We start from the raw sequence: 23,455 nt of genomic DNA, 5'->3' as shown, positions 1-23,455 counted from the left end.
ACGTCGGAAGGTGAGGCTCGACCCCCTCGGTGTCGAGCCGTCCTGACGACGGACTGCAGCCGGAGGGACGGCTGTCACGGTCGACGAATCAGGAAGCAACTGTACATTCATGATTGTACAGTTGTGGTACGGTAACGGCCTGCCCAGCTTCGGAGCTGCGGGCGGTCAGATGCACTGCCGGTGCGGGATCCGAGGCTGAAAACCTCCAGCGACTTCATTCCTCAGAAGCCTGGAGGTTTCTTCATGTCCAGAATCGCGGACAAGCCGAACGCCCGCTGGTGGGCGCTCGCCGTTCTCGCCATGACCCAGCTCGTCGTCGTCCTCGACACGATGATCGTCACCATCGCCCTGCCTCAGGCCCAACTGGATCTCGGGATGAGCGACAGCCTGCGCCAGTGGGTCGTCACCGCCTACGCCCTCGCTTTCGGAGCACTTCTCCTTCTGGGCGGTCGGATCGCCGATTACTGGGGCCGCAAGCGCACCTTCATGGTCGGAATGATCGGCTTCGGAGCGGCCTCGCTCTGGGCCGGACTGTCGCAGAGCGGCATGGAACTCGTCATCGCTCGCGGCGTCCAGGGCGCCTTCGCGGCACTGCTCGCCCCCGCCGCACTCGCCATGCTCACCGTGACGTTCGCCCACGGCAAGGAGCGCAATCTCGCCTTCGCCGTCTTCGGCACGGTCGCCGGATCCGGAGCCGCAATCGGCCTGATCCTGGGCGGCGTGCTCACCGAATTCACCGACTGGCGCTGGTGCCTCTTCGTCAACCTCATCTTCGTCGCCTTCGGCCTCGTCGGCGGGGCTCTCGTGCTTCGCGAGAGCAAGGCGGAAGGAGACAACCGCTACGACGTCTGGGGAACCGTCACCGTGACCCTGGGACTGGGCGCGATCGTCTACGGGTTCACCCGAGCCGAGCACGGATGGGGCGCGATCGACACCGTCGCCTTCCTCGCACTCGGCATCGTCCTGCTGACCGTCTTCGTGCTCATCGAACGGACGGTCGACCAGCCGTTGCTGCCCCTGCGCGTCATCCTGCGTCGTGTGCGAGGCGGCGCGATCCTGATCCAGGCCGCCAATGGCGCCGTGATGATCGGGGCCATCCTCTATCTCGCGTTCTACTTCCAGATCGTGCTCGGAATGGGACCGCTGATGGCAGGACTCGCGAACCTCGCCATGACCGTCGCGATCATGGCGTTCTCGCCCGTCACCACGAAGATCCTCAACACGTTCGGCCCCCGACCCCTGATGATCGTCGGGCCGCTCGTCTCGGCAGCAGGGCTCTTCCTGCTCCTCGGCATCACCCCGGACGGAAACTACTTCCTCCAGGTCCTGCCCGCCCTGGTCGTGCTCGGAATCGGACTCTCCATGCTCTTCGTGCCCGTCCAGAACCTCGCCCTTCTCGGGGTCGAGAACGAGGACGCCGGAGTGGCCTCCGCCGTCGTCAACTCCGTCTTCCACATCGGCGGGTCGATCGGTCTCGCGGTGTTCACCGTGTTCTACGCGAGCACCGCGGACTCCGCCATCGCGTCCGGAACGGCCGAGCTCACCGCATTCACCGACGGCTACAAGGCCGTGTTCCTGGCCGCAGCAGTGACCATGGTCGCGGCCTCTCTCACCGGATTCCTCCTCATCCGAGGGAAGAAGGAAGACCTGAACCCCGCCTGGGACGAGGCGGAGGCCGCCCTCGTCCACTGAGACGATGCCGAAGGGGCGGGCCGGTTCGTGCAGCAGCGGCAGACCGGCTCGCCTCTTCCCGTCCGACTCACGACACCCCGTACGTCGCCGACCGACGACCTCCCCTCGATGGGGAGTCGTTCGTGGATCGCAACGGTCCGGTCGTCCGACGCGGCCGCGTCATCCGGTGGGTCCTCTCCCGCGATGCCGGCTGCACCGCCGAGATCATCGAGGGTCGCGATTCGGTCGCCCGGCGCATCACCGCAGACCGGAACGACGACGCCCGGCCGCCCTCAGGTGAGAGGCGGCCGGGCGTCGTCGGTCGGAGGACCCGGTCAGGTCAGCCGCAGCGGAGCGCCGGGTAGGCGGCGCTCACGGGAGCGGAGGCGCTGCCGACGGTGGCGACCCCCTGGACGGTGCCGGCGGCGACCGAGGCGGCCCGCGTGGTCACGGCCAGCGAGGCGGTCCGGCCCGCATCGATCTGCTGCGTCTTCGCGCCCCACAGGGTGTTCCAGCGGAGGTCGGCGGTCGACGCGGCCTTGTTGACAGTGGTCAGCGTGACCACCACCTTGCCCGCGACGCAGCGAGCCGCTGCAGTGGCGGTGACGGGCACAGCCGGCGCCTTCACGGTGATCGTCGCCGTGACGGTGCGGTTGGCCGAGGCCACCTCCTGCTCCTTCGAGAGCGAGAGGTCGAGCCGGCCGCTCGCGCGGATGTTCACGCCCTTGAACCAGGTGTTGCGGTCCGAATCGAACAGGCCGCCCGCGTTCTGCGGGTCGGTCGCCGTGTGCGGGTCCGGGTAGGGGCGGGCGTGGTAGGCGAGGAGCAGGTTGCCCGACTCGTCCTCGACGAACGAGTTGTGCCCGGTGCCGGCCTGCTGGCGCGAGAAGTACTGCGTCTCGTCCGCGCCGAGGCGGCCCAGGTAGGTGTCCTCGGTGTCCAGCACGGGGAACGCGGTCTGCGTCCACGTCGCGGGATTGAGGAGGTCGGCACTCGCGTCGGCCGTGAGCATGCCGAGCGAGTAGTACTTGTCGACCGTTCCGCCCGAGTAGGTGAGGTACATGCGTCCTCCCTTGGACACGATGAACGGCGCCTCGACGACGCCCTGGTCGTTGCCCTCGGTGGTGTCGGACGGGGTCGGCGAGCGCTTGCCCGACTCCCACGGCTGGCTCTCGCCGTAGATGCGGGTGACCGCACCGGTGACCAGCGGGACGGTGCCCTTGGGCCCCATCGTCGCCTTGGCGAGGGAGAGCGTGTTGCCGTTGGGCAGGACCCAGTAGCCCTGGGTGGCGCCGTTCTCCTGGCGGTCGATGTAGCTGACGTCGAAGGCCGCGCCCTCGAGGACGACCGGCTCGCCCCACTTCGTCTGGTCGAGGAATCCGCCCTCGGCGATCGAGGCGTCGGTCCCGGTGTAGGGGATCAGGACGGTGTTGTCGCACCAGCCGCCCACAGGCGCGTAGCCCTTGTTCATGCCGGCGACGATCCACCAGGTGCCGTTGATCTTGTGGAACTCCTGCGCCCAGATGTATCCGCCCCAGCCGTAGAAGGTGTTCGGGTACTGGCTCTGGCGACCGGGCGTGCCGGCGTCGGGGTCGATCACGATCTGCTCGGGAGCGGAGTCGAGACCGGCGATGGTCTTCGAGCGCTTGAGGCCGATCTTGCGGTAGCTGGAGCTCTCCTCGATCGGGCCGAGCGAGTCCTGACCGTAGTGCGAGCCCGTGAGGTAGTAGTAGCCGTCGTCCTCGTTGAAGAAGACGTGCGGATCCGCGCGGGCCTCGTTGACCATCGCCTCGGGGTCCTGCTGGACGGAGCCGGTGACCCGGTAGGTCCCGGGACGCGAGGTGTCGACGGCGGTGGTCAGATCGTCCTGCCAGTCGACGTTGAGCGACTTGGTCGAGCCGTCGTTGTACTCCATCACGGCCTGCCCCGGGAGCGCTGCGGCGATCGCAGCGGATCCGGCGCCGGAGTCGACGGAGCCGCTGAGCGACTTCACACCGGTGTTCTTCAGGTCGACGTACTCGCGGTAGAACGTGCTGAACTCGGTCGAGGTCAGCGCCGTCTCGCCGGCCTGGCCCTGGGTGAACCCGGCGGGGAGACCCGAGCCCTGGACACCGGGGACGCGGGCGTCGGCGCGGGTGGTCGCTCCGGGAGCGGTGCCGGAGGCGAGGTCCGTGAACAGCGTCACGCGGCCCTCGGTGGTGAGCAGATCGGTCCAGAACAGCTTGTAGACGCCGAGGGCGGAGTCGAAGACGATCCGCGGGTCGGTCACGACCGAGCCCGGCGCGACCCGGAGGACGCGCTGGTCGCGGAACGTGCGGCCGTCGGCGGAGCTCCAGAGGTAGACGGAGTCCGTGGCGTTGTTCTGCGACGAGACCGCGCCGAGCGAGCCGTCCTTCGAGCGGAACAGCAGCGGCGAGCCCATCTGGGCGTTCGGGCGCTGCGCCTGATCGCCGTCCTTGAGGACGGAGAGGATCGACTGCGAGCGGTTCAGCGGCTCCCAGGTGGTCGCGCCGGCGGGCAGTGCGGCCGTGAAGAGCGAGTCCGCGCGGCGGTCGTCGTTGTACGCCAGCGGGTCGTCCTTCACTCCGTTCGTCGTGGTGACGGTCTTGACGGAGGTGGCGATGCGCCCGCCGGGCACGGCGAGGGTGCTGTCCCACGCGAAGGTCTGCCCGGCGACGGCTGCCTGGAGGCGGACGGCGACGGGAGCGGTGAGGCCCGAGAGGTTCACGGCGCCGGTGGAGGAGACGCGCGCGGCGCCGGCGCCGGAGGCGGTCCACGTCACGGTGTTCCCGAGGACCTGCGCGGGCAGGTCGCCGAGCACGGTCGTGGGGACGTCGAGGGCGGCGCGCAGGTCGGTCGCCACGGTGCTGCTCGTCGCGCCCAGCTCGGCCCCGGTCAGGGCGCGGTCGTAGACGCGCAGATTGTCGAGGAGTCCGGTGAAGTACTCCCCGCCGCCCCAGTTGGCCTTGCCGATCTGCAGGACTCCGCCGGTCGATCCGAGGACCGTCGCGAGCGAGGGGCCGGCCGTCGTGACGGCGACGGGCTTCGCGTCGACGTAGAGGCGGGCGGTGCCGGCGCTCAGCACGAGATCGACGTGCTTCCACTCCGTGCTGCTCGGGCCGGTGAGGTTGCCCGAGGAGTCGCGGGCGCCGCTGTTGGCGTACCGCTCGACGGTGATGCCGTTCGTCCTGTCGAGGACGCCGACGTACTTCTCCTGGGCGTAGTCCTGGGTCGCGGCCGAGCGAGCGGCGAAGACCGACCAGCCGACGTTGTCCGCGGCGGCGGGCTTGGAGTCGTACGACAGAGTGACGGAGTCGCGACCCTTCAGCAGCGGCTGCCCGTCGGTCGCAGTGAGGTCGAGCCAGAACGAGGACGACAGCGAGACGGCGCTGCCCTGCCCGGTGCGGCCGGCGACGAGGGTCGGCGTGCCCTTCACGGCGGCGCGGGTCGACCTGTCGGTGAAGGCGCCTCCGCTCGGGGCGGTGTCGAAGGTGAAGTCCGCGAGCAGGCTCTGCGCGGGAGTGGTCGCCGCTGTCGCGGCGACGGCGACCGGCACGGCGGCGCCGGCGGCGAGGGCGATCGTCGCGGATGCGGCGAGGGTGGCGGCGAGCAGGCGCGAGGGCCTGCCTCCGCCCGGGGGTCGTGACGTCATCGTCGACGTGTCCTCTCGGGTTCTGCAGCGAACCGGTGGGCGGACGGGGGATCCCGCCTGCGGTGTGGTCTTCGCACGGTACCGGCGATTGTTCACGGTAACAAGGGAGCACGACCATCGGTTGCGTAACTCCCACACCCGTCGGACATCCGAGCGAGCAGAACGCCGAAGCGGGAGGGCCGGCAGCCTCTGCGCCGGCCCCGCCCGGTCAGTGCCCGCGCGCGATCCACTCCTCGCGGTGCGGCGCCTCCGCCCCGATCGTCGTCGAGTCGCCGTGGCCGGTCCGGACCACCGTCTCGGCGGGCAGCGTCAGCAGGCGCTCCGTGATCGAGTCGATGATCGTCGGGAAGTCGCTGTACGAGCGGCCGGTGGCCCCCGGCCCGCCCTGGAAGAGGGTGTCGCCGGTGAACACCGTGCCGAGCGCCTCGGCGACGAAGCAGACGGCGCCGGGGGTGTGGCCCGGGGTGTGCCGCACCTCGAGCTCGACGCCGGCGACGGGCACGATCCGCCCGTCGACCAGACCGCCGCTCGGGGCCGTGCCGGGGTGCACGGCGTCCCACAGCATCCGGTCGGCCTCGTGGAGCAGCACCGGAGCGCCGGTCGCAGCGCGGACTCCCTCGACCGCGTCGAGGTGGTCGTCGTGCCCGTGGGTCAGCAGTACGGCGAGGAGCCGGCGCTCGCCGACGGCCGCGAGGATCGCGTCCGCGTCGTGGGCCGCGTCGATGACGACGCACTCGGAGTCGTCGCCGACGATCCAGACGTTGTTGTCGACGTCCCAGGTGCCGCCGTCGAGGCTGAAGGTGCCGCTCGTGACGAGCTGCTCGATCCGCGCGCCCATCAGAGCACCACCACCGAGCGGAGCACGTCGCCGCCGGCCATCGTGGCGAAGGCCTCCTCGATGTCCTCGATCCCGATCCGCTCGCTCACGAACTCGTCCAGGGGAAGTCGGCCCTGGAGGTAGAGGCCGGTCAGCATCGGGAAGTCCCTCTCCGGCAGGCAGTCGCCGTACCAGCTCGACTTCAGCGAGCCGCCGCGGCCGAAGACGTCGAGCAGGGGGATCTCGAGCGTCATCTCGGGAGTCGGCACCCCGACCAGCACCACGGTCCCGGCGAGGTCGCGGGCGTAGAACGCCTGGCGCCAGGTCTCGGGGCGGCCCACGGCGTCGATGACGACGTCCGCTCCGAAGCCGTTCGTCAGAGCCTGCACCGCCGCGACGACGCCCGCCTCGTCGAGGCCGCTGGAGTCGATGACGTGCGTGGCGCCGAGCTTCTCGGCCGCGACCAGCTTCTTGGGGTCCCGGTCGATCGCGATGACCGTGCCGGCGCCCGCGAGAGCGGCGCCGACCACGGCGGCCGTGCCGACTCCTCCGCAGCCGATGACCGCGACGGAGTCGCCGCGCGTCACGTTCCCGGTGTTCATCGCCGCGCCGAGGCCCGCCATGATCCCGCAGCCGAGCAGGCCCACCGCGGCGGGGTCCGCCTCCGGATCGACCTTCGTGCACTGCTTGGCGTGCACGAGGGTCTTCTCGGCGAAGGCGCCGATCCCGAGGGCGGGGCTGAGCTCGGTGCCGTCCTCCAGGGTCATCCGCTGCGTCGCGTTGAAGGTGTCGAAGCAGTACCAGGGCTCGGCCCGGGTGCAGGCCCGGCACTCGCCGCAGACCGCGCGCCAGTTGAGGACCACGAAGTCGCCGACCGCGACGTGGGTGACTCCCTCTCCGATCGCGCTGACCCGCCCGGCCGCCTCGTGACCGAGGAGGAAGGGGAAGTCGTCGCTGATCCCGCCCTCGCGGTAGTGGAAGTCGGTGTGGCAGACACCGCAGGTCTCGATGTCGACCACGGCCTCGCCCGGGCCCGGATCGGGGACGACGATGTCGACGAGCTCCACGGGAGCGCCCTTCGACCGGGCGATGACGCCGCGCACAGTGGTGGGCATGGGGGCTCCTTCGACGGGGGCGTGCAGGTCCGCTCCACAGTAACGACCGCGGGAGGCGGGTGCGCCGGGTGGACGCGGGCGCTCCCGCCCTCTCCGGTAACGGACCGCCCGCCTCGCGGACCGCGACCCTGACAGTCGGTAGGGTGCGGGCCATGCGCACTCTGTACCCCGAGATCGAGCCCCACGACTCCGGCATGCTCGACGTCGGCGACGGCCACTCGCTCTATTGGGAGGTCTCGGGCAACCCCGAGGGCAAGCCCGTCGTGTTCCTGCACGGCGGCCCCGGAGCCGGCACCTCGCCCGCCCACCGCCGGCTGTTCGACCCCGAGAAGTACCGCATCGTGCTGTTCGACCAGCGGATGTGCGGCCGCTCCACCCCGCACGCCGGCGAGCCGGAGGCCGACCTCTCGACCAACACCACCTGGTACCTGGTCGCCGACATCGAGCGCCTCCGCGAGCACCTCGGCGTCGAGCGCTGGCTCGTGCTCGGCGGCTCCTGGGGCTCGACCCTCGCCCTCGCCTACGCCGAGACCCACCCCGAGCGGGTCAGCGAGATCGTCCTCCGCGGGATCTTCACCCTCCGCCGCGCCGAGCTCGAGTGGTTCTACGAGGGCGGCGCCGCCGCGGTCTACCCGGACCTCTGGGAGGGCTACACCTCCGTCGTCCCGGCCGGCGAGCGGGGCAGCCTCATCGAGGCGTACTACCGCCTGCTCCACGACGCGGACCCCGCCGTGCACGGCCCCGCCGGTGTCGCCTGGACCACCTGGGAGGCGTCGACCATCACCCTCCTGCAGAAGCCGGAGCTGATCGCGGACTGGTCCGATCCCGTCTTCGCGCTCGCCTTCGCCCGCATCGAGAACCACTTCTTCGTGCACAGGGGCTGGCTGGAGGAGGGGCAGCTGATCCGCGACGCCGGCGTCCTCCGCGACATCCCGGCCGTCATCGTGCAGGGCCGCTATGACATGTGCACCCCGGCCTTCACCGCCTGGGACCTGCACCGGGCCTGGCCCGAGGCCGACTTCCGGATGATCGCCGACGCGGGCCACGCCTTCGATGAGCCGGGGATCCTCGACGCGCTGATCGAGGCGACGGACCGCTTCGCGTCCTGACGGGCGGGGCGGTCCGCGCCTCGCGGCCGGGATGCCCGGGCGCCCGTGCCTGAGCGTCCCGCGCCCGGTGCCGTCGTGTCCCGGGAGCGGGTCTACCCTGATCAGATGCGCGCGGACGACGCCTCCGGTATGGAGGACTGGCCCACCGGCCGGCTGCTCTCCACCGCCTCCCGGATGGTCGAGCACGCCTGGCACGGCGCCCTCGCCGAGATCGGCCTCACCCACGCCGGCCTGATCGTGCTGCACCTCCTGCAGGCGGGTCCCGTCGCGCAGAAGGAGCTGGCCGCCGCGGCCCACGTCGAGGTGCAGACCATGTCGCGCACCATCGAGCGCCTCGAGCGCGAGGGCCACGTCTCGCGCACCACGGATCCGTCGGACCGCCGCCGGCAGCTCGTCGCGCTCACCGACGCGGGCGGCGAGGCCTGGCGCCGGGCGCACCGCCTCGAGGTCGACATGTTCCCGGGCTCGCTCGAGCACGGCCCCCTGCGCGAGGCACTGCTCGAGATCATCCGCTCGGCCAGCGAGTCGCGCTGGGGCTGACCGCAAGCCCGAGCGGAGCCCGTCCGCGGAGCGCTAGCTTCGTCGGCATGACCTTCAACGACGACTCCCAGCTCAGCGGCGGCAAGGTCCGCCGCCGCGGCCGCACCACCGGCATCGCCGTCGGCGGGGGCGCGGTGGGCGTGGTCGTGCTCGCGCTGCTCTCGCAGCTGCTCGGCGTGAACCTCTCGGGCCTCGGCGGGGTGTTCGGCGGAGGCGGGTCCTCGCCGGAGGGCGTCACCTCCACCGCGGTGGCCTGCGACAGCGGCGCCGACGCGAACACGCAGGTCGACTGCCGCCTCGAGGGTGCGGCCGAGTCGCTCGACCGCTACTGGGGCGAGCAGACGCCAACCCTCGGAGTCGCCTACACGACCCCGACCGGCGTCGACCTGTTCGAGGACAGCACCACCACCGGCTGCGGGAGCGCGACCGCCGCGGTCGGCCCGTTCTACTGCCCGCCGGACCGGACGATCTACCTCGACACCGACTTCTTCGACGAGCTGCGCACCCGGTTCGACACCTCGGGCGGATCGCTCGCGCAGATGTACATCCTCGCCCACGAGTGGGGCCACCACATCCAGAACCTGACCGGCGCGATGGAGTCGGCGGACCGCTCCGGCACCGGCCCCGAGTCGGACTCGGTGCGCCTCGAGCTGCAGGCCGACTGCTTCGCCGGAGCCTGGGTGGGCGACGCCTCGACGGTGCCCGACGAGACCGGCACGCCCTACCTCAAGCCGGTGACGGCGCAGGAGTACCAGGACGCGCTCGGCGCCGCGGCCGCCGTCGGCGACGACCGCATCCAGGAGCAGGCCACCGGCACCGTCGATCCGGAGGGATGGACGCACGGCTCGGCCGAGCAGCGGCAGCGCTGGTTCCAGGCCGGCTTCGAGGGCGACGCCACCAGCTGCGACACCTTCGCGGCCGCGCAGCTCTGACCGGGCGCCGCTGAGGGCTCCTCGCCGCTCCTAGGGACCCGCGCGGGTCAGGACACGGAGTCGGCCGGCTCCTCCATGTACCACTCGGTGAACGAGCGCGCCCGCCCGTCGGGGGCGAAGCGGATGACCCAGAGGTTCAGGTAGGTGCGGTCGCCCGGGTAGACGGTGCGCCCCTCCACCACCGCGGTCTCCTCCGTCAGTGCGACCAGGCCCCACGCGAACGTCGGGTCGGCGGGCTCCTCCTCCGCCAGCCACCACTCGACGATCGCGTCGCGCGGAGTGATCGCGTCGCGGTGCGGCGCCGTGAAGTACTCGGCGTCCTCGGTGAACAGTGCGGCCACGTCTGCCGCGTCGTCCGTGGCCCAGGCCTTCTCGTAGCCGGTGATCCAGCTCTCGATGTCGATCATCCGCCCATCCTCGTCCTGCCCGACGCGCGCGGGAAGGAGGAGGAGGGAACAAAGTGGCGGCCCGCGCTGTTGAGCCCCGAGCCGGTCGAAAGCAGAGCCGAGCGATACGATCCCGCCGACGACGGCCCGCCCGCCGCCGCGGTCCGGGTGCGCGTCCGCCGCCGACACGAAGGACCGCCGTGCCCGACTCCGACAGACGCTCCCTGACCCGCTCGCCGGACCCGCGCCTCATCACCGCCGTCCTCGCCTTCGCGGGCATGAGCGCCTCCTTCATGCAGACGCTGGTCGTCCCGATCCAGTCCGAGCTGCCGACGCTGCTCGGCGCCGACCGCACCGAGACCGCGTGGGTGATCACCGCGACGCTGCTGAGCGCCTGCATCCTCACCCCGGTCTCCGGCCGCCTCGGCGACCTCTACGGCAAGCGGCGGATGGCCGTGGCCGCGCTGGTCGTGCTCGTGATCGGCTCGATCGTGTGCGCCTTCGCGGGGGACGTGTGGACGCTGGTCGTGGGCCGGGCCCTCCAGGGCGCGGTGATGGGCGTCATCCCGCTCGGCATCTCGATCCTCCGCGACACCCTCCACCGCGACCGGCTCCCCGGTGCGATCGCCCTGGTCAGCGCGACCCTCGGCATCGGCGGCGCGCTCGGCCTGCCGCTCAGCGCCCTCATCGCGCAGAACACCGACTGGCACGTCCTGTTCTGGATGTCCGCGGGCCTCGGCGTCCTCGACATCGTCCTCGTCCTCCTGGTCGTACCGGTGTCGACGCTGCGCTCGCCCGGCACCTTCGACGTGGTCGGCACGATCGGCCTCGCCCTCGGACTGAGCGGCGTGCTGATCGCCGTCTCGCGCGGCAACGACTCCGGCTGGACGAGCCCCGCGATCCTGGGCTCCGGCCTCGGCGGCATCGCCGTCCTGCTCCTCTGGGGCTGGTACGAGCTGCGGCAGGAGAGCCCGCTCGTCGACCTCCGGGTGGCCGCCCGCCCCGCCGTGCTCTTCACCAACCTCGCCTCGGTGGCGGTCGGCTTCGCGTTCTTCGGCGCCCAGATCACCCTGCCGCAGCGCCTCGAGCTGCCCGCCGCGTCGGGCGTCGGCTTCGGCCTGAGCCTGATCGTGGCGAGCCTCGTGCTCGCGCCCTCGGGCCTGGCGATGATGGCGACGTCCCCGCTCGCCGCCCGCCTCTCGGCGCAGTCCGGGCCGCGGCTCGTGCTGATCGCCGGCTCCGGGCTGATCGCGGTCTCGTACCTGCTGATCCTCCCGTTCGGCGGCGAGGTGTGGCAGATCCTGGTGATCAACGCCCTCATCGGCGTCGGCCTGGGCCTCGCCTACGCCGCGATGCCGACGCTCATCATGCACGCCGTCCCCGCCTCCGAGACCGCCGCCGCGAACGGGCTGAACTCGCTGATGCGCACCCTCGGCACGACGCTCTCCTCCGCCGTGACCGCGGGCGTGCTCGCGCAGCTGACCGTGTCGGTCGGCGACGTGCAGCTGCCGAGCTCGCAGGGCTTCGAGACCACGTTCGTGATCGGCGCGATCGGAGCGCTGGTCGCCGTCGCCCTCGGCCTGCTCATCCCGCGGGCGCCCCGACCGGAGGCGCGACCCGCTCTGCCCTGACCGGCCCGCGCGTCGTCGGCCGCGAGTGCTCCTCGCCGAGGAGACCTGGTCGCGGCCGGCGACGCGCGTCCGCTACTCGTCCTCGAGCAGCATCCGCTCGATCTGCAGCTCGCGCAGCCGCGTCGAGGCCTGCAGGTTCTCGCGCGCGGCGAGCACCAGGCGGCACAGCAGCACCAGCAGGACGATCGCGAGCACCGCGACCGCCGTCACGACGACTCCGTACAGCGCGGTCAGGACTCCCCAGGTCTGGATCATCCCTCGACGCTACGGAGCCGCACCCGCCCTCGCGTCCCCCGCCCGACGGAGTGCGCGGGGCGAGGCGAGCGGCCCGTGCAGGGGCAGCGGACGCGCAGAGCCCTGCCCGCAGGGGCTCAGCCCGCGAACGCCCCGCGGTACGCCCGCGCCGGGTGCGTCGCCGGCAGCTCGTCCGTCCCGAACAGCTTGCGTCGCAGCGTCCCCTCGGCGTACTCGGTCTGCGCGAGGCCCCGCTCCTGGAGCACCGGCATCACCCTGTCGACGAACTCCTCGTAGCTGCCGGGCAGGATCCAGTTGACGACGTTGATCCCGTCGATCCCCGCGTCGCGCCAGCCCGCCAGGTGGTCGGCGATCTGCTCCGGAGTGCCGACGACCCGTCCGCGCAGCTTCGCCGAGAGCCGGGCCAGATCACGGACGGTCGGCTCGCGGTCGGGGGAGGCGTCGCGGATCCACTGCAGGTGGCTCTGGCCGGCGTAGGTCTCGATCGCCGAGAGCGGCAGGTCGGGGTCGAGCTTCTCGCCCGTCGCCGGGTCGAAGCCGAGGTTCGAGTGCACGAGGAACGCGTCCGAGGAGAGGTACTCGTCGATCTCGCGCTCAGCGCGGCGCGCCTCCTCCTCCGTGTCGCCGGTGATGAAGGAGAGCCCCAGGTAGAAGGAGGGCGCACCCGCTCCGCGACCGGCCGCCGCGGCGAGGGCCCGCGTGTCCTCGATCAGCTCGCGGGTCTTCTCCGGCGACCCCGAGAACACGAACTGCGCCTCCGCGTTCCGCGCGGCGAAGCGCCGGCCCGCGGGGGAGGAGCCGGCCTGGAAGAGCACGGGCGTGCGCTGGGGCGACGGAGCCGAGAGGTGCGGCCCCTGCACGCGGTAGCGCTTCCCGACGTGGTCGATGCGGTGGATGCGCGCCGGGTCGGCGAAGGAGCCGCTCTTGTCGCGCAGGAGCGCGCCGTCGTCCCACGAGCCCTCCCACAGCTTGTAGACCACGTCGAGGTACTCCTGCGCCCAGGCGTAGCGCTCGTCGTGCTCCTCGAGCCGGTCGTAGCCGAAGTTGCGGGCCGCGCCGTCGAGGGCGCTGGTGACGATGTTCCAGGCGATCCGCCCCTTCGAGAGGTGGTCGAGGGTCGAGACCTTCCGGGCGAAGTCGAACGGATGCGACTGCAGCACCGAGCTCGTGAACGCGAAGCCGAGGTGCTCGGTGCTCACCGCCAGGGCCGAGAGCAGCACGGACGGGTCGTTGCTGGGCAGCTGCAGCCCCTCGCGGGCGTTGACGTCCCAGTCGCCGTCCGCCGGACCGTAGAGCCCCGCCACGTCGGCGAAGAACATCGCGTCGAAGCGGCCGCGCTCCAGCGTCCGGGCGAGGTCGATCCAGAGCTGCACGTCGTCGAACTCGTGCTGCCTGGCGTCGGGGTGGCGCCAGAGGCCGTGCTGGATGTGGGAGGCGGTGTTCATGACGAACGCGCAGAAGCGCAGCGGGCGGGGCTCGGTGATCACGCTCCCAGGCTAGGCCGGGCGCCTCCCACCGGTCTCGAACGACTCCGCGCGTAGGGTGTCCGACTGTGGAATCCCGCATCCCCGAACCCGCGCACGCCGTCCCTCCGCTGACGGATGCCGTCGCCGAAGCGCTCGACGCCACCACCGTCGCCGAGATCCGCGCCCTGCGCGACGACTTCGCGCGCTTCATGCTCCAGTACAAGTTCGGGATGGACGAGATCGTCACGAAGGTGTCGATCCTGCAGGAGGAGTTCCGCGAGCTGCAGGAGTACAACCCGATCGAGCACGTCACGAGCCGGCTCAAGTCGGCCGACAGCCTGATCGAGAAGATCGAGCGCAAGGGCTGCGAGACGACCTTCGAGGGCATCGCCGACGCGATCACCGACATCGCCGGCGTGCGGATCACCTGCAGCTTCGTCTCGGACGTCTACCGCGTCTTCGACCTGCTCACCTCGCAGTCCGACGTGACGGTGCTCGAGGTGAAGGACTACATCGCCGAGCCGAAGGAGAACGGCTACAAGAGCCTGCACGCGATCGTCGAGGTGCCCGTGTTCCTCTCCGGCGGATCGGTCGACGTCTGCGTCGAGGTGCAGTTCCGGACCATCGCGATGGACTTCTGGGCGAGCCTGGAGCACAAGATCTACTACAAGTACGACCGCCAGGTCCCGCAGGAGCTCCTCGACGGCCTCGCCGACGCGGCCCGCACCGCCGCCACCCTCGACGCCGACATGGAGCGCCTCCACCGCCAGGTCCACGGCCCGCTGCCCGGGGCGCGCACCTACGACGTCTGACGCGCCACCCCACGCCCCCGATCGGGCCGCCCCGACTCCTGCCGATCGAGCAGCCCGCGCAGCGGGCGTCTCGAGATCCCCCCTACGGAGTCAGCAGCGGCAGCAGCGCCAGCAGCAGCACCGCGGAGCCGTTCAGCGTCGCGTGCGAGACGATCGCCGCTCCGAGCCGCCCGGTGATCGTCGCGATCCAGCCGTGCGCGAGTCCCGCGGTGACCGTCGTCACGCCGAGCGTCACGATCGTCGCCGGGTTCACCATCTGGTGCCCGTGCAGCAGGGCGAAGACCGCCGTGGACGCCAGGATGCTGAACACCATCGCCCAGACGCGGCGGCCGCGGGTGGGCGGCGCCGACTCCGCGGAGCCCCGGAGCATCCGGTTCCGCACCGCGCGCATCACGACGCCGCGGCAGAGGACCTCCTCGACCAGCGGCGCGACGACGACGGGGATGAGGACCGAGCTCAGCACGAACCACAGCGGATCGGGGTCGATGTCGAGGTTCCCCTGCGCGTCCTGGAGGAGCGGAGCGAACGCGGCGAGCACGAACAGGATCACGACGCGCACCGCGATGCCGAGCCCGATCCCGATGGGCACGTCGATCCAGCGGAACCGCAGCCCGAAGTCGGCCGCCATCGTGCCCAGCCCGCGCAGCCGAGACGCCGCGAACGGGACGATCAGCGCGACGAGGTAGCTCGCGAGCGCCCCCGCGAAGGCGAGTCCAGCGGAGTAGGGGAGCACTCCGAACCCGAACAGCAGGATGAGCACGGCCAGCGGCAGGACGATCCCGACGATCGTGAGCACGGCGGTCGGCAGGCCCCAGCGGACCCGAGGATCGGGCAGGTAGAGGAGGGAGGAGTAGGGCGCGTGGACCGAGGGGAGGGGCTCGGCCGGCCAGGACGTCGTCGCAGCGGAGTCGGGCGCGAGCGTCGCGGGATCGGGCGGCGGGAAGGCGTCGGGTTGCATGGCCGGGCCAGCCTACGCAGACCGCCTGGACGGGATCCGGGCTGCTGTCACTGCTCGGCGCGGTCCGGATCGGCAGGACGGGCGCACGTAGCGGATCGCGGCGGCGGGGACCTCCGGGTACGAAGAAACCCCCGCCATGTAGAAGCTAGGCGAGGGTTCCAGTGGCTCCGACGGGCGTCGATCCCGTGACCTCACGATTTTCAGTCGTGCGCTCTACCAACTGAGCTACAGAGCCGTTGCGACGTGATGTCGCTGGAGAGGTGATCTCCTGAAAAAGGCCCTTCCTCTCGGAAGGGCCTCTTTGCGACCCTGACGGGACTTGAACCCGCGACCTCCGCCGTGACAGGGCGGCACGCTAACCAACTGCGCTACAGGGCCTCGTTGCGAAGACAAGCATACTGCCTTCGAGGCTGTTCTATTTTCACGCCCCGACCCTCTCGAGCCGGCGCACTTTCCGGTGGTGCTGGTACTTCTGGTGGTGCTGGTAGTACCGACCCATCCGTGACCCCAACGGGATTCGAACCCGTGCTGCCGCCGTGAAAGGGCGGTGTCCTAGGCCACTAAACGATGGGGCCGGAGACTCGCGGGGCGACCCTGCGGCCGACCCCCCATGACTACCGACACGCAAGCATAGGGGGCCGCGGCGCAGGATGCAAAATCGACGGTTCCGCAGGCGGCGTGCACCCCGTCCGGGGTTGACCCGGGTCTAGGAGATCGGGCAGGGCCGCGGTTAGGGTGGGGCGGAATCGCTCTTCCCCCCACCCGCGCGCCGGAGCCGCACCGCCGCGGAGGGAGGGCCCCCTATCCCCGAGGTCCCATGCCCCACTCCCTGCGCCGTCCGCGTTCCGCTCGCCTCCCCGGCGCGCCGCGACTCGGGCGACTCCGAGGTGCTGCCCTGGCCTCCGCCGTCGTCGCGCTCGTCGCCGGCCTGCTCGTCGCCACTCCCGCCCAGGCGGTCGAGTACCCGTCGTGGGCCGACGTCGAGGCGGCGAAGGGCGACACCGCCGCCGCCGCCGCTCAGGTCGACCGGATCACGTCCCTGATCGGCGACCTCCAGAGCGAGGTCGCCTCCGCTCAGCAGCTCGCGCAGCAGCGCGGCGACGAGCACTTCGCCGCTCAGCAGGCGTTCGACGAGGCCTCGGACCAGTCGAAGAAGCTCGAGGACCGGGCCGCCGCCAGCGCCGAGGAGGCCGACAAGGCCTCGCAGCAGGCGGGCCTCCTCGCCGCGCAGCTCTACCGCAGCACCGGCACCGACCTGTCCGTCAACATCTTCCTCGACCAGAAGGCCGGCCAGGCCGACCAGCTGCTGTCGAAGATCGGGAGCATGACCAAGCTGGTCGAGCGCTCCTCCGCGATCTACGAGCAGGCCAGCACCGCCCGCAACACCGCGTCCTCCCTCGCCGACCAGGCCGAGGTCGCGCAGACGGAGCGCGAGCGCCTCCGCGTCGCCGCCGAGCAGAAGCTGGCCGAGGCGACCGCCGCCCAGGAGGCGTCCGAGGCCGCGCTCGCCGAGCAGCAGGAGCAGAGCGTCGTGCTCGAGCAGCAGCTCGCCGCGCTCCGCGACACCGAGTCGAAGACCGTGGCCGAGTACGAGGCCGGCGTCGCCGCCCGCGAGGCCGAGCGCCTCCGGAAGCTCGCCGAGGAGGAGGCCGCCCGCCAGGCCGCCGCCCAGGCCGAGGCCGCGCGCCGCGAGGCCGCCCGGGCCGCGGCCGCGTCCAGCGGCGGCAGCGGCGGCGGTGGCGGGTACGTCGCCCCCTCGGGCGGCGGCGGCTCCAGCGCCGTCAGCGACTCCGGCTGGGTCCGCCCTGCCGGAGGCCGCATCACCGGCACCTTCGGCCCGCGCGACAGCATCTCGACCGGCGGAGGGTCCTCCGGCTCGTACCACCGCGGCACCGACCTCGCGGGCGGCTGCGGCATCCCGATCTTCGCGGCGCACAGCGGCACCGTCTCCTACGCGGGCCCCAACGGCACCTACGGCAACTGGGTTCTGATCGACCACGGCAGCGGCATCAGCACCGGCTACGCCCACATCATGTCCGGCGGGATCTACGTCCGCGTCGGCCAGCAGGTCCAGGCGGGCGAGCAGATCGCCGCCGTCGGCTCGACCGGCGCCTCCACCGGCTGCCACCTGCACTTCGAGACCCGCGTCAACGGCTCCGCCGTCGACGCCCAACCTTTCATGGCCCAACGAGGAGTCACCCTTGGCTGACGCACAGACGACCGCACGCACCTTCACCCCGGCACCCCGGGAGCGCGCCTGGAAGGGCCGCCTCCCGCTCGTCATCTCCGCCGCCTTCGCGGTCACGGCGGTCACAGCGTCCCTCGGCATCACCCCGGCCCTCGCCGACGACGCGAAGTACCCCTCGTGGGACGACGTGCAGAACGCCAAGAAGGACGAGGCGAGCAAGCAGGCCGAGATCGACTCGATCACCGGCCTCATCGCGAGCCTGCAGACCGCGGTCGACGAGAAGTCGATCACCGCGATGAAGAAGGCCGAGGCCTGGCGCCAGGCCAAGGAGGCGCTCGACGCCGCTGCGAAGGCCGTCGCCGACCTCGAGGAGAAGGCGACCACCGCCTCCGCCAAGGCCCAGACCTCGAAGATGCGCGCCGGCCTGCTGGCCGCGCACCTCTCTCGCGCCGCCGGCGGCGACCTCTCCGCCAGCCTCGTGGCCAAGGGCAAGGACGCGGGCGACCTGCTCTACCAGCTCGGCGCGATGTCGCAGCTCTCGGAGCAGTCGCAGAAGGTCTACGCCGACGCCCTCGCCGACAAGCAGAACGCGGAGTCGCTCGGCGACCAGGCCGACCGCGCTGTCACCGAGCACCAGGCGCTCTCGGACGAGGCCGACGCCGCCCGCAAGGACGCCGACGCCGCCGCCGAGTCGGCCCGCGCGTCGCTCTCGGCGCAGGAGGAGAAGTCGCAGGAGCTGGTCGCCCAGCTCGCGCTGCTGAAAGACTCCTCGGTCGAGGCCGAGACCCAGTACCTCGCGGGGGAGCAGAAGCGCCAGGCCGACGAGGCCGCCGCCCAGGCGCAGGCCGAGGCGGAGGCCGCCGCTCAGGCGCAGTCCACCGCCCGCTCCGCCCAGCAGCAGTCCTCGGCGCAGGCCGACACCGCCGCCCCGTCGCGTCAGACCGCGTCCCTCCCGCAGCCCGCCGCTCCGCAGCCCGCGCAGCAGCAGCCGGCTCCGGCTCCGGCTCCGGCCCAGCCCGCTGCTCAGCCGATCGCCCAGCCGGCGGCTCAGCCGCTCCCGCAGCCGGTGACCGCTCCGGTCCTGGTGCCGACCAGCGGCGCCGTCGAGAACGCGATCTCGTACGCGATGGCTCAGCTCGGCGAGGAGTACGTCCTCGGCGGCATGGGCCCGGACCAGTGGGACTGCTCCGGCCTCACCAAGGCCTCGTACGCGTCCTCGGGCATCTACATCGGCACCCACTCGGCGACGAACCAGTACAACACGATGGCCGGCGCCGGCAAGCTCGTCCCCTACAGCCAGCGCCAGCGCGGCGACCTGATCTTCTGGGGCGGCGGCGGAGACTACTACCACGTGGCCATCTACCTCGGGAACAACCAGATCATCGAGGCCGCCGACTACGGCAAGCCCGTGCGCATCTGGAACACCTGGGGCACGCCCGCCGGCATGGTCGGCCGCCCGGCCGCCTGAGCCGCGGCCGCACCGCACAACGAGAGAACCCCCTCCTGTCGAGACGACGGGAGGGGGTTCCTTCGTTGATGCGAGGGGTCAGTGACCCTCTTCGGCCAGCTTCTTGATGCCGTCCTGGACGATCTGCTCCGCCTCGGCGGCGTCGCCCCACGCGTCGACCTTGACCCACTTGCCGGGCTCGAGGTCCTTGTAGCGCTCGAAGAAGTGCTTGATCTCGTTCTTCGTCTGCTCCGGGACGTCGCCGATGTCCTGGATGTGCTGCCAGCGCGGGTCCTTCGCGGGGACCACGATCACCTTCGCGTCGGAGCCGGCCTCGTCGCTCATGTTGAGCACGCCGACCGGGCGGACGGAGACGCCCACGCCCGGGAAGACGGGGTACTCGAGCAGCACCAGCGCGTCGACGGGGTCGCCGTCGAGGCCGAGGGTGTTCTCGAAGTACCCGTAGTCCGTCGGGTAGACGAAGGAGGTGAAGAGCACGCGGTCGAGGTAGACGCGACCGGTCTCGTGGTCGACCTCGTACTTGTTGCGGCTCCCCTTGGGGATCTCGACGACGACGTCGTATGCGGCCATGCTCTCTCCTTGAGTCGGTGGCGCCGTGAGCGGCGCATCGGCGGACGGATCGGCCTCCGGAACGCTCGCGCGGGTGCGCGCGCGGGAGGGGCGGATCGCTGGCATTACGTTACTTGATGTGCCCGATCGCCCCCGCCTGACCCCCGCCGTCGCCGATCTGCGGCGGGCGGTGCGCGAGAGCCTCGACGGGCTCGACCCCGGAGCGCTCGTGCTGGTCGCGCTGAGCGGGGGAGCGGACTCGCTCGCGCTCGCGGCGGCGGTCGCCTTCGAGGCCCCGCGGGGCGGGAGGCGGGCCGGCGCGGTGATCGTCGACCACGGGCTGCAGGAGGCGTCGGCGGAGGTCGCGCGGCGGGCCGCGGAGCAGGCGCACGGGCTGGGGCTCGCGCCGGTGCTGCGCCAGGTGGTGACGGTGTCCGCCGAGGGCGGTCCGGAGGCGGCCGCCCGCAGCGCGCGCTACCGCGCCTTCGACGACGCGCTGACCGCGACGGGCGCCGCCGCGATCCTCCTGGGCCACACCCTCGACGACCAGGCCGAGACGGTGCTGCTGGGCCTGGCACGAGGGGCCGGTGCGGCCTCGCTGCACGGGATGGCGCCGGTCAGCGGACCGCTGCGTCGGCCGATTCTGGGCCTGCGGCGCGAGACGACCCGCCTCGCCTGCTCCGACCAGGGGCTCGTGCCGTGGGACGACCCGCACAACGACGACCCCCGCTACTCGCGGGTCCGGGTGCGGAACCGCGTGCTGCCCGTGCTGGAGGACGAGCTCGGGCCGGGAGTGGCACAGGCTCTGGCGCGCACGGCCGAGCAGCTGCGGGAGGACGGGGACGCGCTCGACGCGCTCGCCCTCGACTGGGCGCTCGAGCTGGTGGGCCAGGACGAGGCGGGGCACGTCACGGTCGACGCGCGCGGGCTCGCGGCGGACCCGCCGGCGCTGCGGCAGCGGATCATCCGCCTGGTCGTGGCGAACGAGTTCGGAGTCGCGCTCTCGCGGTCGCAGACGCTGGCGGTCGCCGCGCTGGTCACCGACTGGCACGGCCAGAAGGGCGTCGACCTCCCCGGCGTCCTCGCCACCCGCCGCGGCACCACCCTCGTCTTCGCACCCGCCTCCCCCTGACCCCGTCCCCGCGACGCCGGTCCCCGCGAGACGCCCGGCCCCTCCCCGCAAGATGCCGCTCCGGCACGCGACTCGCCGACGGAGGTGTACGAGAGCGGAGTCTCGCGGAGGGGAGACGGGGGCCGGTCACCCGTAGAGTGGCCGGGTGGAAGCAGCCGACATCGCCGACGACATCACCGAGGTCCTCTACACCGAGGCCGAGATCCACGAGCGGATCCGCGACCTGGCCCGCGCCATCGAGCGCGACTACGCGGGCGAGAACCTGCTCATCGTCGGGGTGCTGCGCGGCGCCGTGATGGTGATGGCCGATCTGGCCCGCGAGCTCAAGCTCGACATCGTCATGGACTGGATGGCCGTCTCGTCCTACGGGAGCGGCACCAAGTCGTCCGGCGTGGTGCGGATCCTGAAGGACCTCGACTCCGACATCACGAACCGCAAGGTGCTGATCGTCGAGGACATCATCGACTCCGGCCTCACGCTCTCGTGGCTGCAGGGCAACCTCCGCAGCCGAGGCGCCGAGTCCGTCGAGATCTGCGCGCTCTTCCGCAAGCCCGCGGCCGCCAAGGTCGAGGTCGACGTGGCCTACGTCGGCTTCGACATCCCGAACGAGTTCGTGATCGGCTACGGGCTCGACTACGCCGAGCGCTACCGCAACCTCCGCGATGTCGCCGTCCTCGCCCCGCACGTCTACGAGTAGCCCCGCGGACACCGCGCAGGAGAGCCTCGAGCGGCTCTTCGCGGTGCCGCTGCTGGGCTACCACATGAGCTACCCGACCTCCCTGCGGGCCGACCTCGAGTTCAACTACTGGTGGCTCGCGCACGCGATCGACGCGGCCGTCGACGCCTTCGAGCGCACGGGCGACGAGGCGCACCTGGAGCGGGCCCGGCGGATCCACCGCGCGATCCGCCTCCGCAACGGCGGGCGCCTGGTCAACGGCTACTTCGACGACATGATGTGGCTCGGTGGCGCGCTCGCCCGCCTCGGGGAGGCCTCGGGCGACCCGCGCTTCCTCGACCGGGCCGACCGCCTGTGGCGCTTCGCCGTCGCGAAGGGCTGGAACCTCCGCCACGGGGCGAGCCTCGCCTGGCGCCGCCGGCAGCTGGACTACAAGAACGCGCCCGCGAACGGCCCGTTCGCGATCCTCGGCGCGCGCCTGGAGCGGCTGCGGCCGGACGGCCGGGAGGAGCTCTCGCGCGCCGCCCTCGACTGGATGCACGTGCGCCTCCGCGACGACGACACCGGCTTCGTCGCCGACGGCATCGGCCGCGAGGGCGGCTCTGCCCGCGACGACTGGGCCTTCAGCTACAACCACGCCGTCTACATCGGCGCGGCGCTCGCCCTGCACCGCCTGCGGCCCGACCCCCGCCTGGTGGCCCACGCCTCCCGCACGGCCGAGGACCTGCTGGACCGGCTCGCCCCCGATGGCGTCTTCGTCGACCAGGGATCGGGGGACGGCGCCCTGTTCGGCGGCATCGCCTACCGGCACCTCGTCGACCTCGCCACGACGAGCGGAGTCGCGCCCGCGGTGGCGGCTCGCGTCCGCGGTTTCGTCACCGGCAGCGTCGCCGCGCTGCAGAGCTCGAGCGTCCGCCGCGGCGTGCTGCTGGCCGGGCCCCGGTGGGACGCGCCTCCGTCGCTGCCCGCCACGCTCTCGGCCGAGATCGGCGCCGTGCTCGCGCTGGAGGCGTCAGCGCGACTGGACCGGTCGCCGGTGCCGTCAGACTGACGGGGTGAAGGCACCCGAGAAGCGCACCGTCGCCGTCGTGATCAACCCGAGCAAGTTCGACGACGTCGGCGCCGCGGAGGACCTGGTCGCGACGATCGCGCGCCGCCACGGCTGGAACGAGCCGCTCTGGTTCGAGACCAGCCCGGGCGACTCCGGTGCCGCCGCGGCCCGCGCCGCGCTCGAGGCGGGCCCGGACCTGGTCTGCTCGATGGGCGGCGACGGCACCGTCCGCGCCGTCGCCACGGTGCTGCGCGGCACCGGCGTCCCCTACGGCCTGCTGCCCAGCGGCACGGGCAACCTCCTCGCGCGGAACCTCGGGATCCCGCTCGGCTCGCTGCCCGAGGCGGTCGAGATCGCCCTGCTCGGGCAGGACCGCGCCATCGACGTGGGCACGGCCGCGTTCGACGACGGCGAGGAGCGGGTGTTCATGGTGATGGGCGGGGTGGGCCTGGACGCCGAGATCATGGACAAGACGGACGAGGAGCTGAAGAAGCGGGTGGGCTGGGGCGCCTACTTCGCGGCGGGGGCGCCGGCGATGTTCAAGGCCGGATTCGAGGTGACCCTCACGATCGACGGCGCGGAGGAGCCTCCGCAGCGCTGCTTCATGGTGCTGGCCTGCAACTGCAGCTCCGTGGTGGCGAACATCGAGCTGGCCGCGGGCGCGGTGCTCGACGACGGCGACCTGGAGCTGGTGCTGCTGCGTCGGCGCTTCGGCCTCGCGCTGGATGTCGCGACCGGCAACCGCAACGGGCTCGCCTCGCTCCGGCAGTGGCCCGGCCGCGAGTTCTCGTTCGAGCTGGACCAGCCGGTGCTCGCCGAGCTGGACGGCGATCCGGTCGGCCGCACCCGCTCCGGGCGCTTCGGCGTGGATCCGGGCGCCCTGCTCGTGCGCCTGCCGGTGCCGACGCCCCGGAGCCCGGGACTGACTCCGCACGACTCGGTGATCGTCGACACGTCCGCCATCTCGACGCTGCTCCCGGAGCCGCCCTCCTCTTGACGCTTGCGCGCTCTTCTTTACGGTTGTAAGTTATCTGACGGACGTAAAGA

General features: G+C 71.9%; 20 protein-coding genes and 3 tRNA genes. 12 read left to right on the top strand and 11 right to left on the bottom strand.

What is annotated here, in order from left to right; all coding sequences use genetic code 11:
• Positions 1-243: 243 nt before the first annotated feature.
• The gene (locus C5C46_RS06145; protein WP_104226024.1) at positions 244-1,692 is read left to right on the top strand and encodes an MFS transporter; all 1,449 of its coding nucleotides are present in this window, start codon (positions 244-246) and stop codon (positions 1,690-1,692) included.
• Positions 1,693-2,011: 319 nt separating this feature from the next.
• Here C5C46_RS06145 and C5C46_RS06140 read toward each other — a convergent pair whose 3' ends face one another.
• From C5C46_RS06140 to C5C46_RS06130, 3 genes are all read right to left on the bottom strand, one after another.
• A complete protein-coding gene (locus C5C46_RS06140) occupies positions 2,012-5,323 on the bottom strand; it encodes a family 43 glycosylhydrolase (protein WP_104226023.1) in 3,312 nt (1,103 codons plus the stop codon).
• 208 nt (positions 5,324-5,531) lie between these two features.
• Positions 5,532-6,161: an MBL fold metallo-hydrolase gene (locus C5C46_RS06135; protein ID WP_104226022.1), complete on the bottom strand. Its 630-nt coding sequence runs from the start codon at positions 6,159-6,161 to the stop codon at positions 5,532-5,534.
• The gene (locus C5C46_RS06130) at positions 6,161-7,255 is read right to left on the bottom strand and encodes an S-(hydroxymethyl)mycothiol dehydrogenase (RefSeq protein WP_104226021.1); all 1,095 of its coding nucleotides are present in this window, start codon (positions 7,253-7,255) and stop codon (positions 6,161-6,163) included. The genes C5C46_RS06135 and C5C46_RS06130 overlap by 1 nt, the downstream gene beginning before the upstream one ends.
• Before the next feature lie 152 nt (positions 7,256-7,407).
• On the opposite strand from C5C46_RS06130, the gene pip reads away from it, so the two are divergent.
• From pip to C5C46_RS06115, 3 genes are all read left to right on the top strand, one after another.
• Complete coding sequence (pip, locus tag C5C46_RS06125; RefSeq protein ID WP_104226020.1) at positions 7,408-8,364, top strand: prolyl aminopeptidase; 957 nt, start codon at positions 7,408-7,410, stop codon at positions 8,362-8,364.
• A gap of 105 nt (positions 8,365-8,469) precedes the next feature.
• Positions 8,470-8,904, top strand: coding sequence for a MarR family winged helix-turn-helix transcriptional regulator (locus tag C5C46_RS06120; protein WP_104224399.1), 435 nt, complete (start codon positions 8,470-8,472; stop codon positions 8,902-8,904).
• A 47-nt stretch (positions 8,905-8,951) separates the two neighbouring features.
• Positions 8,952-9,836 (top strand): neutral zinc metallopeptidase, encoded by an 885-nt coding sequence (locus C5C46_RS06115; protein ID WP_104226019.1) that lies wholly within the window; start codon positions 8,952-8,954, stop codon positions 9,834-9,836.
• Between the two features lie 47 nt (positions 9,837-9,883).
• Here C5C46_RS06115 and C5C46_RS06110 read toward each other — a convergent pair whose 3' ends face one another.
• Entirely contained in the window at positions 9,884-10,243 is a 360-nt protein-coding gene (locus C5C46_RS06110; protein WP_104224401.1) for a nuclear transport factor 2 family protein, read from the bottom strand.
• 179 nt (positions 10,244-10,422) lie between these two features.
• Between C5C46_RS06110 and C5C46_RS06105 the strand changes: the two genes are divergently transcribed.
• The gene (locus C5C46_RS06105) at positions 10,423-11,853 is read left to right on the top strand and encodes an MFS transporter (protein WP_244230520.1); all 1,431 of its coding nucleotides are present in this window, start codon (positions 10,423-10,425) and stop codon (positions 11,851-11,853) included.
• A gap of 72 nt (positions 11,854-11,925) precedes the next feature.
• On the opposite strand, the gene C5C46_RS06100 is transcribed toward C5C46_RS06105, so the two are convergent.
• Both C5C46_RS06100 and C5C46_RS06095 read right to left on the bottom strand, forming a co-directional pair.
• A complete protein-coding gene (locus tag C5C46_RS06100) occupies positions 11,926-12,108 on the bottom strand; it encodes a hypothetical protein (RefSeq protein ID WP_104224402.1) in 183 nt (60 codons plus the stop codon).
• Between the two features lie 116 nt (positions 12,109-12,224).
• On the bottom strand, positions 12,225-13,553 hold the full coding sequence (locus C5C46_RS06095; protein WP_374953130.1) for an NtaA/DmoA family FMN-dependent monooxygenase: 1,329 nt from the start codon (positions 13,551-13,553) through the stop codon (positions 12,225-12,227).
• Positions 13,554-13,783: 230 nt separating this feature from the next.
• On the opposite strand from C5C46_RS06095, the gene C5C46_RS06090 reads away from it, so the two are divergent.
• The gene (locus C5C46_RS06090; protein WP_104226077.1) at positions 13,784-14,386 is read left to right on the top strand and encodes a GTP pyrophosphokinase family protein; all 603 of its coding nucleotides are present in this window, start codon (positions 13,784-13,786) and stop codon (positions 14,384-14,386) included.
• An 82-nt stretch (positions 14,387-14,468) separates the two neighbouring features.
• On the opposite strand, the gene C5C46_RS06085 is transcribed toward C5C46_RS06090, so the two are convergent.
• From C5C46_RS06085 to C5C46_RS06070, 4 genes are all read right to left on the bottom strand, one after another.
• Positions 14,469-15,344, bottom strand: coding sequence for a CPBP family intramembrane glutamic endopeptidase (locus tag C5C46_RS06085; protein ID WP_104224403.1), 876 nt, complete (start codon positions 15,342-15,344; stop codon positions 14,469-14,471).
• 162 nt (positions 15,345-15,506) lie between these two features.
• A tRNA-Phe gene (locus C5C46_RS06080) sits at positions 15,507-15,579 on the bottom strand.
• A gap of 69 nt (positions 15,580-15,648) precedes the next feature.
• A tRNA-Asp gene (locus C5C46_RS06075) sits at positions 15,649-15,722 on the bottom strand.
• 124 nt (positions 15,723-15,846) lie between these two features.
• Positions 15,847-15,919: transfer RNA gene (locus C5C46_RS06070), tRNA-Glu, on the bottom strand.
• 242 nt (positions 15,920-16,161) lie between these two features.
• Here C5C46_RS06070 and C5C46_RS06065 point away from each other — a divergent pair.
• Both C5C46_RS06065 and C5C46_RS06060 read left to right on the top strand, forming a co-directional pair.
• Positions 16,162-17,553: a peptidoglycan DD-metalloendopeptidase family protein gene (locus tag C5C46_RS06065; protein ID WP_104226018.1), complete on the top strand. Its 1,392-nt coding sequence runs from the start codon at positions 16,162-16,164 to the stop codon at positions 17,551-17,553.
• Positions 17,546-19,000 (top strand): C40 family peptidase, encoded by a 1,455-nt coding sequence (locus tag C5C46_RS06060; RefSeq protein ID WP_104226017.1) that lies wholly within the window; start codon positions 17,546-17,548, stop codon positions 18,998-19,000. The genes C5C46_RS06065 and C5C46_RS06060 overlap by 8 nt, the downstream gene beginning before the upstream one ends.
• A 78-nt stretch (positions 19,001-19,078) precedes the next feature.
• On the opposite strand, the gene ppa is transcribed toward C5C46_RS06060, so the two are convergent.
• Complete coding sequence (gene ppa, locus C5C46_RS06055; protein ID WP_068255683.1) at positions 19,079-19,570, bottom strand: inorganic diphosphatase; 492 nt, start codon at positions 19,568-19,570, stop codon at positions 19,079-19,081.
• A 118-nt stretch (positions 19,571-19,688) separates the two neighbouring features.
• On the opposite strand from ppa, the gene tilS reads away from it, so the two are divergent.
• The 4 genes from tilS to C5C46_RS06035 all read left to right on the top strand — a co-directional run bounded on the left by tilS (position 19,689) and on the right by C5C46_RS06035 (position 23,405).
• Positions 19,689-20,681 carry a tRNA lysidine(34) synthetase TilS gene (tilS, locus tag C5C46_RS06050; protein ID WP_104226016.1) on the top strand — a complete coding sequence of 331 codons (993 nt, stop codon included), beginning with the start codon at positions 19,689-19,691 and terminating at the stop codon, positions 20,679-20,681.
• Positions 20,682-20,826: 145 nt separating this feature from the next.
• On the top strand, positions 20,827-21,378 hold the full coding sequence (gene hpt, locus C5C46_RS06045; protein WP_104224109.1) for a hypoxanthine phosphoribosyltransferase: 552 nt from the start codon (positions 20,827-20,829) through the stop codon (positions 21,376-21,378).
• The gene (locus tag C5C46_RS06040) at positions 21,344-22,408 is read left to right on the top strand and encodes a glycoside hydrolase family 76 protein (protein WP_104226015.1); all 1,065 of its coding nucleotides are present in this window, start codon (positions 21,344-21,346) and stop codon (positions 22,406-22,408) included. Before hpt ends, C5C46_RS06040 begins: the two co-directional genes overlap by 35 nt.
• Before the next feature lie 4 nt (positions 22,409-22,412).
• Positions 22,413-23,405: a diacylglycerol kinase family protein gene (locus C5C46_RS06035; RefSeq protein WP_104226014.1), complete on the top strand. Its 993-nt coding sequence runs from the start codon at positions 22,413-22,415 to the stop codon at positions 23,403-23,405.
• Positions 23,406-23,455: the final 50 nt, after the last annotated feature.

Origin of the sequence: Rathayibacter sp. AY1E6, from assembly GCF_002931115.1 — a bacterium.
Taxonomy (GTDB): domain Bacteria; phylum Actinomycetota; class Actinomycetes; order Actinomycetales; family Microbacteriaceae; genus Rathayibacter.
The sequence above is the reverse complement of the archived record's forward strand: the minus strand, read 5'-3'. Positions and strand labels throughout refer to the sequence as shown.

Coding starts and splice junctions, on each gene's coding strand:
- C5C46_RS06145 (WP_104226024.1), top strand. CDS start 244: ATGTCCAGAATCGCGGACAAGCCGAACGCCCGCTGGTGGGCGCTCGCC.
- C5C46_RS06140 (WP_104226023.1), bottom strand. CDS start 5,323: ATGACGTCACGACCCCCGGGCGGAGGCAGGCCCTCGCGCCTGCTCGCC.
- C5C46_RS06135 (WP_104226022.1), bottom strand. CDS start 6,161: ATGGGCGCGCGGATCGAGCAGCTCGTCACGAGCGGCACCTTCAGCCTC.
- C5C46_RS06130 (WP_104226021.1), bottom strand. CDS start 7,255: ATGCCCACCACTGTGCGCGGCGTCATCGCCCGGTCGAAGGGCGCTCCC.
- pip (WP_104226020.1), top strand. CDS start 7,408: ATGCGCACTCTGTACCCCGAGATCGAGCCCCACGACTCCGGCATGCTC.
- C5C46_RS06120 (WP_104224399.1), top strand. CDS start 8,470: ATGCGCGCGGACGACGCCTCCGGTATGGAGGACTGGCCCACCGGCCGG.
- C5C46_RS06115 (WP_104226019.1), top strand. CDS start 8,952: ATGACCTTCAACGACGACTCCCAGCTCAGCGGCGGCAAGGTCCGCCGC.
- C5C46_RS06110 (WP_104224401.1), bottom strand. CDS start 10,243: ATGATCGACATCGAGAGCTGGATCACCGGCTACGAGAAGGCCTGGGCC.
- C5C46_RS06100 (WP_104224402.1), bottom strand. CDS start 12,108: ATGATCCAGACCTGGGGAGTCCTGACCGCGCTGTACGGAGTCGTCGTG.
- C5C46_RS06095 (WP_374953130.1), bottom strand. CDS start 13,553: ATGAACACCGCCTCCCACATCCAGCACGGCCTCTGGCGCCACCCCGAC.
- C5C46_RS06090 (WP_104226077.1), top strand. CDS start 13,784: ATGCTCCAGTACAAGTTCGGGATGGACGAGATCGTCACGAAGGTGTCG.
- C5C46_RS06085 (WP_104224403.1), bottom strand. CDS start 15,344: ATGCAACCCGACGCCTTCCCGCCGCCCGATCCCGCGACGCTCGCGCCC.
- C5C46_RS06065 (WP_104226018.1), top strand. CDS start 16,162: ATGCCCCACTCCCTGCGCCGTCCGCGTTCCGCTCGCCTCCCCGGCGCG.
- ppa (WP_068255683.1), bottom strand. CDS start 19,570: ATGGCCGCATACGACGTCGTCGTCGAGATCCCCAAGGGGAGCCGCAAC.
- C5C46_RS06040 (WP_104226015.1), top strand. CDS start 21,344: ATGTCGCCGTCCTCGCCCCGCACGTCTACGAGTAGCCCCGCGGACACC.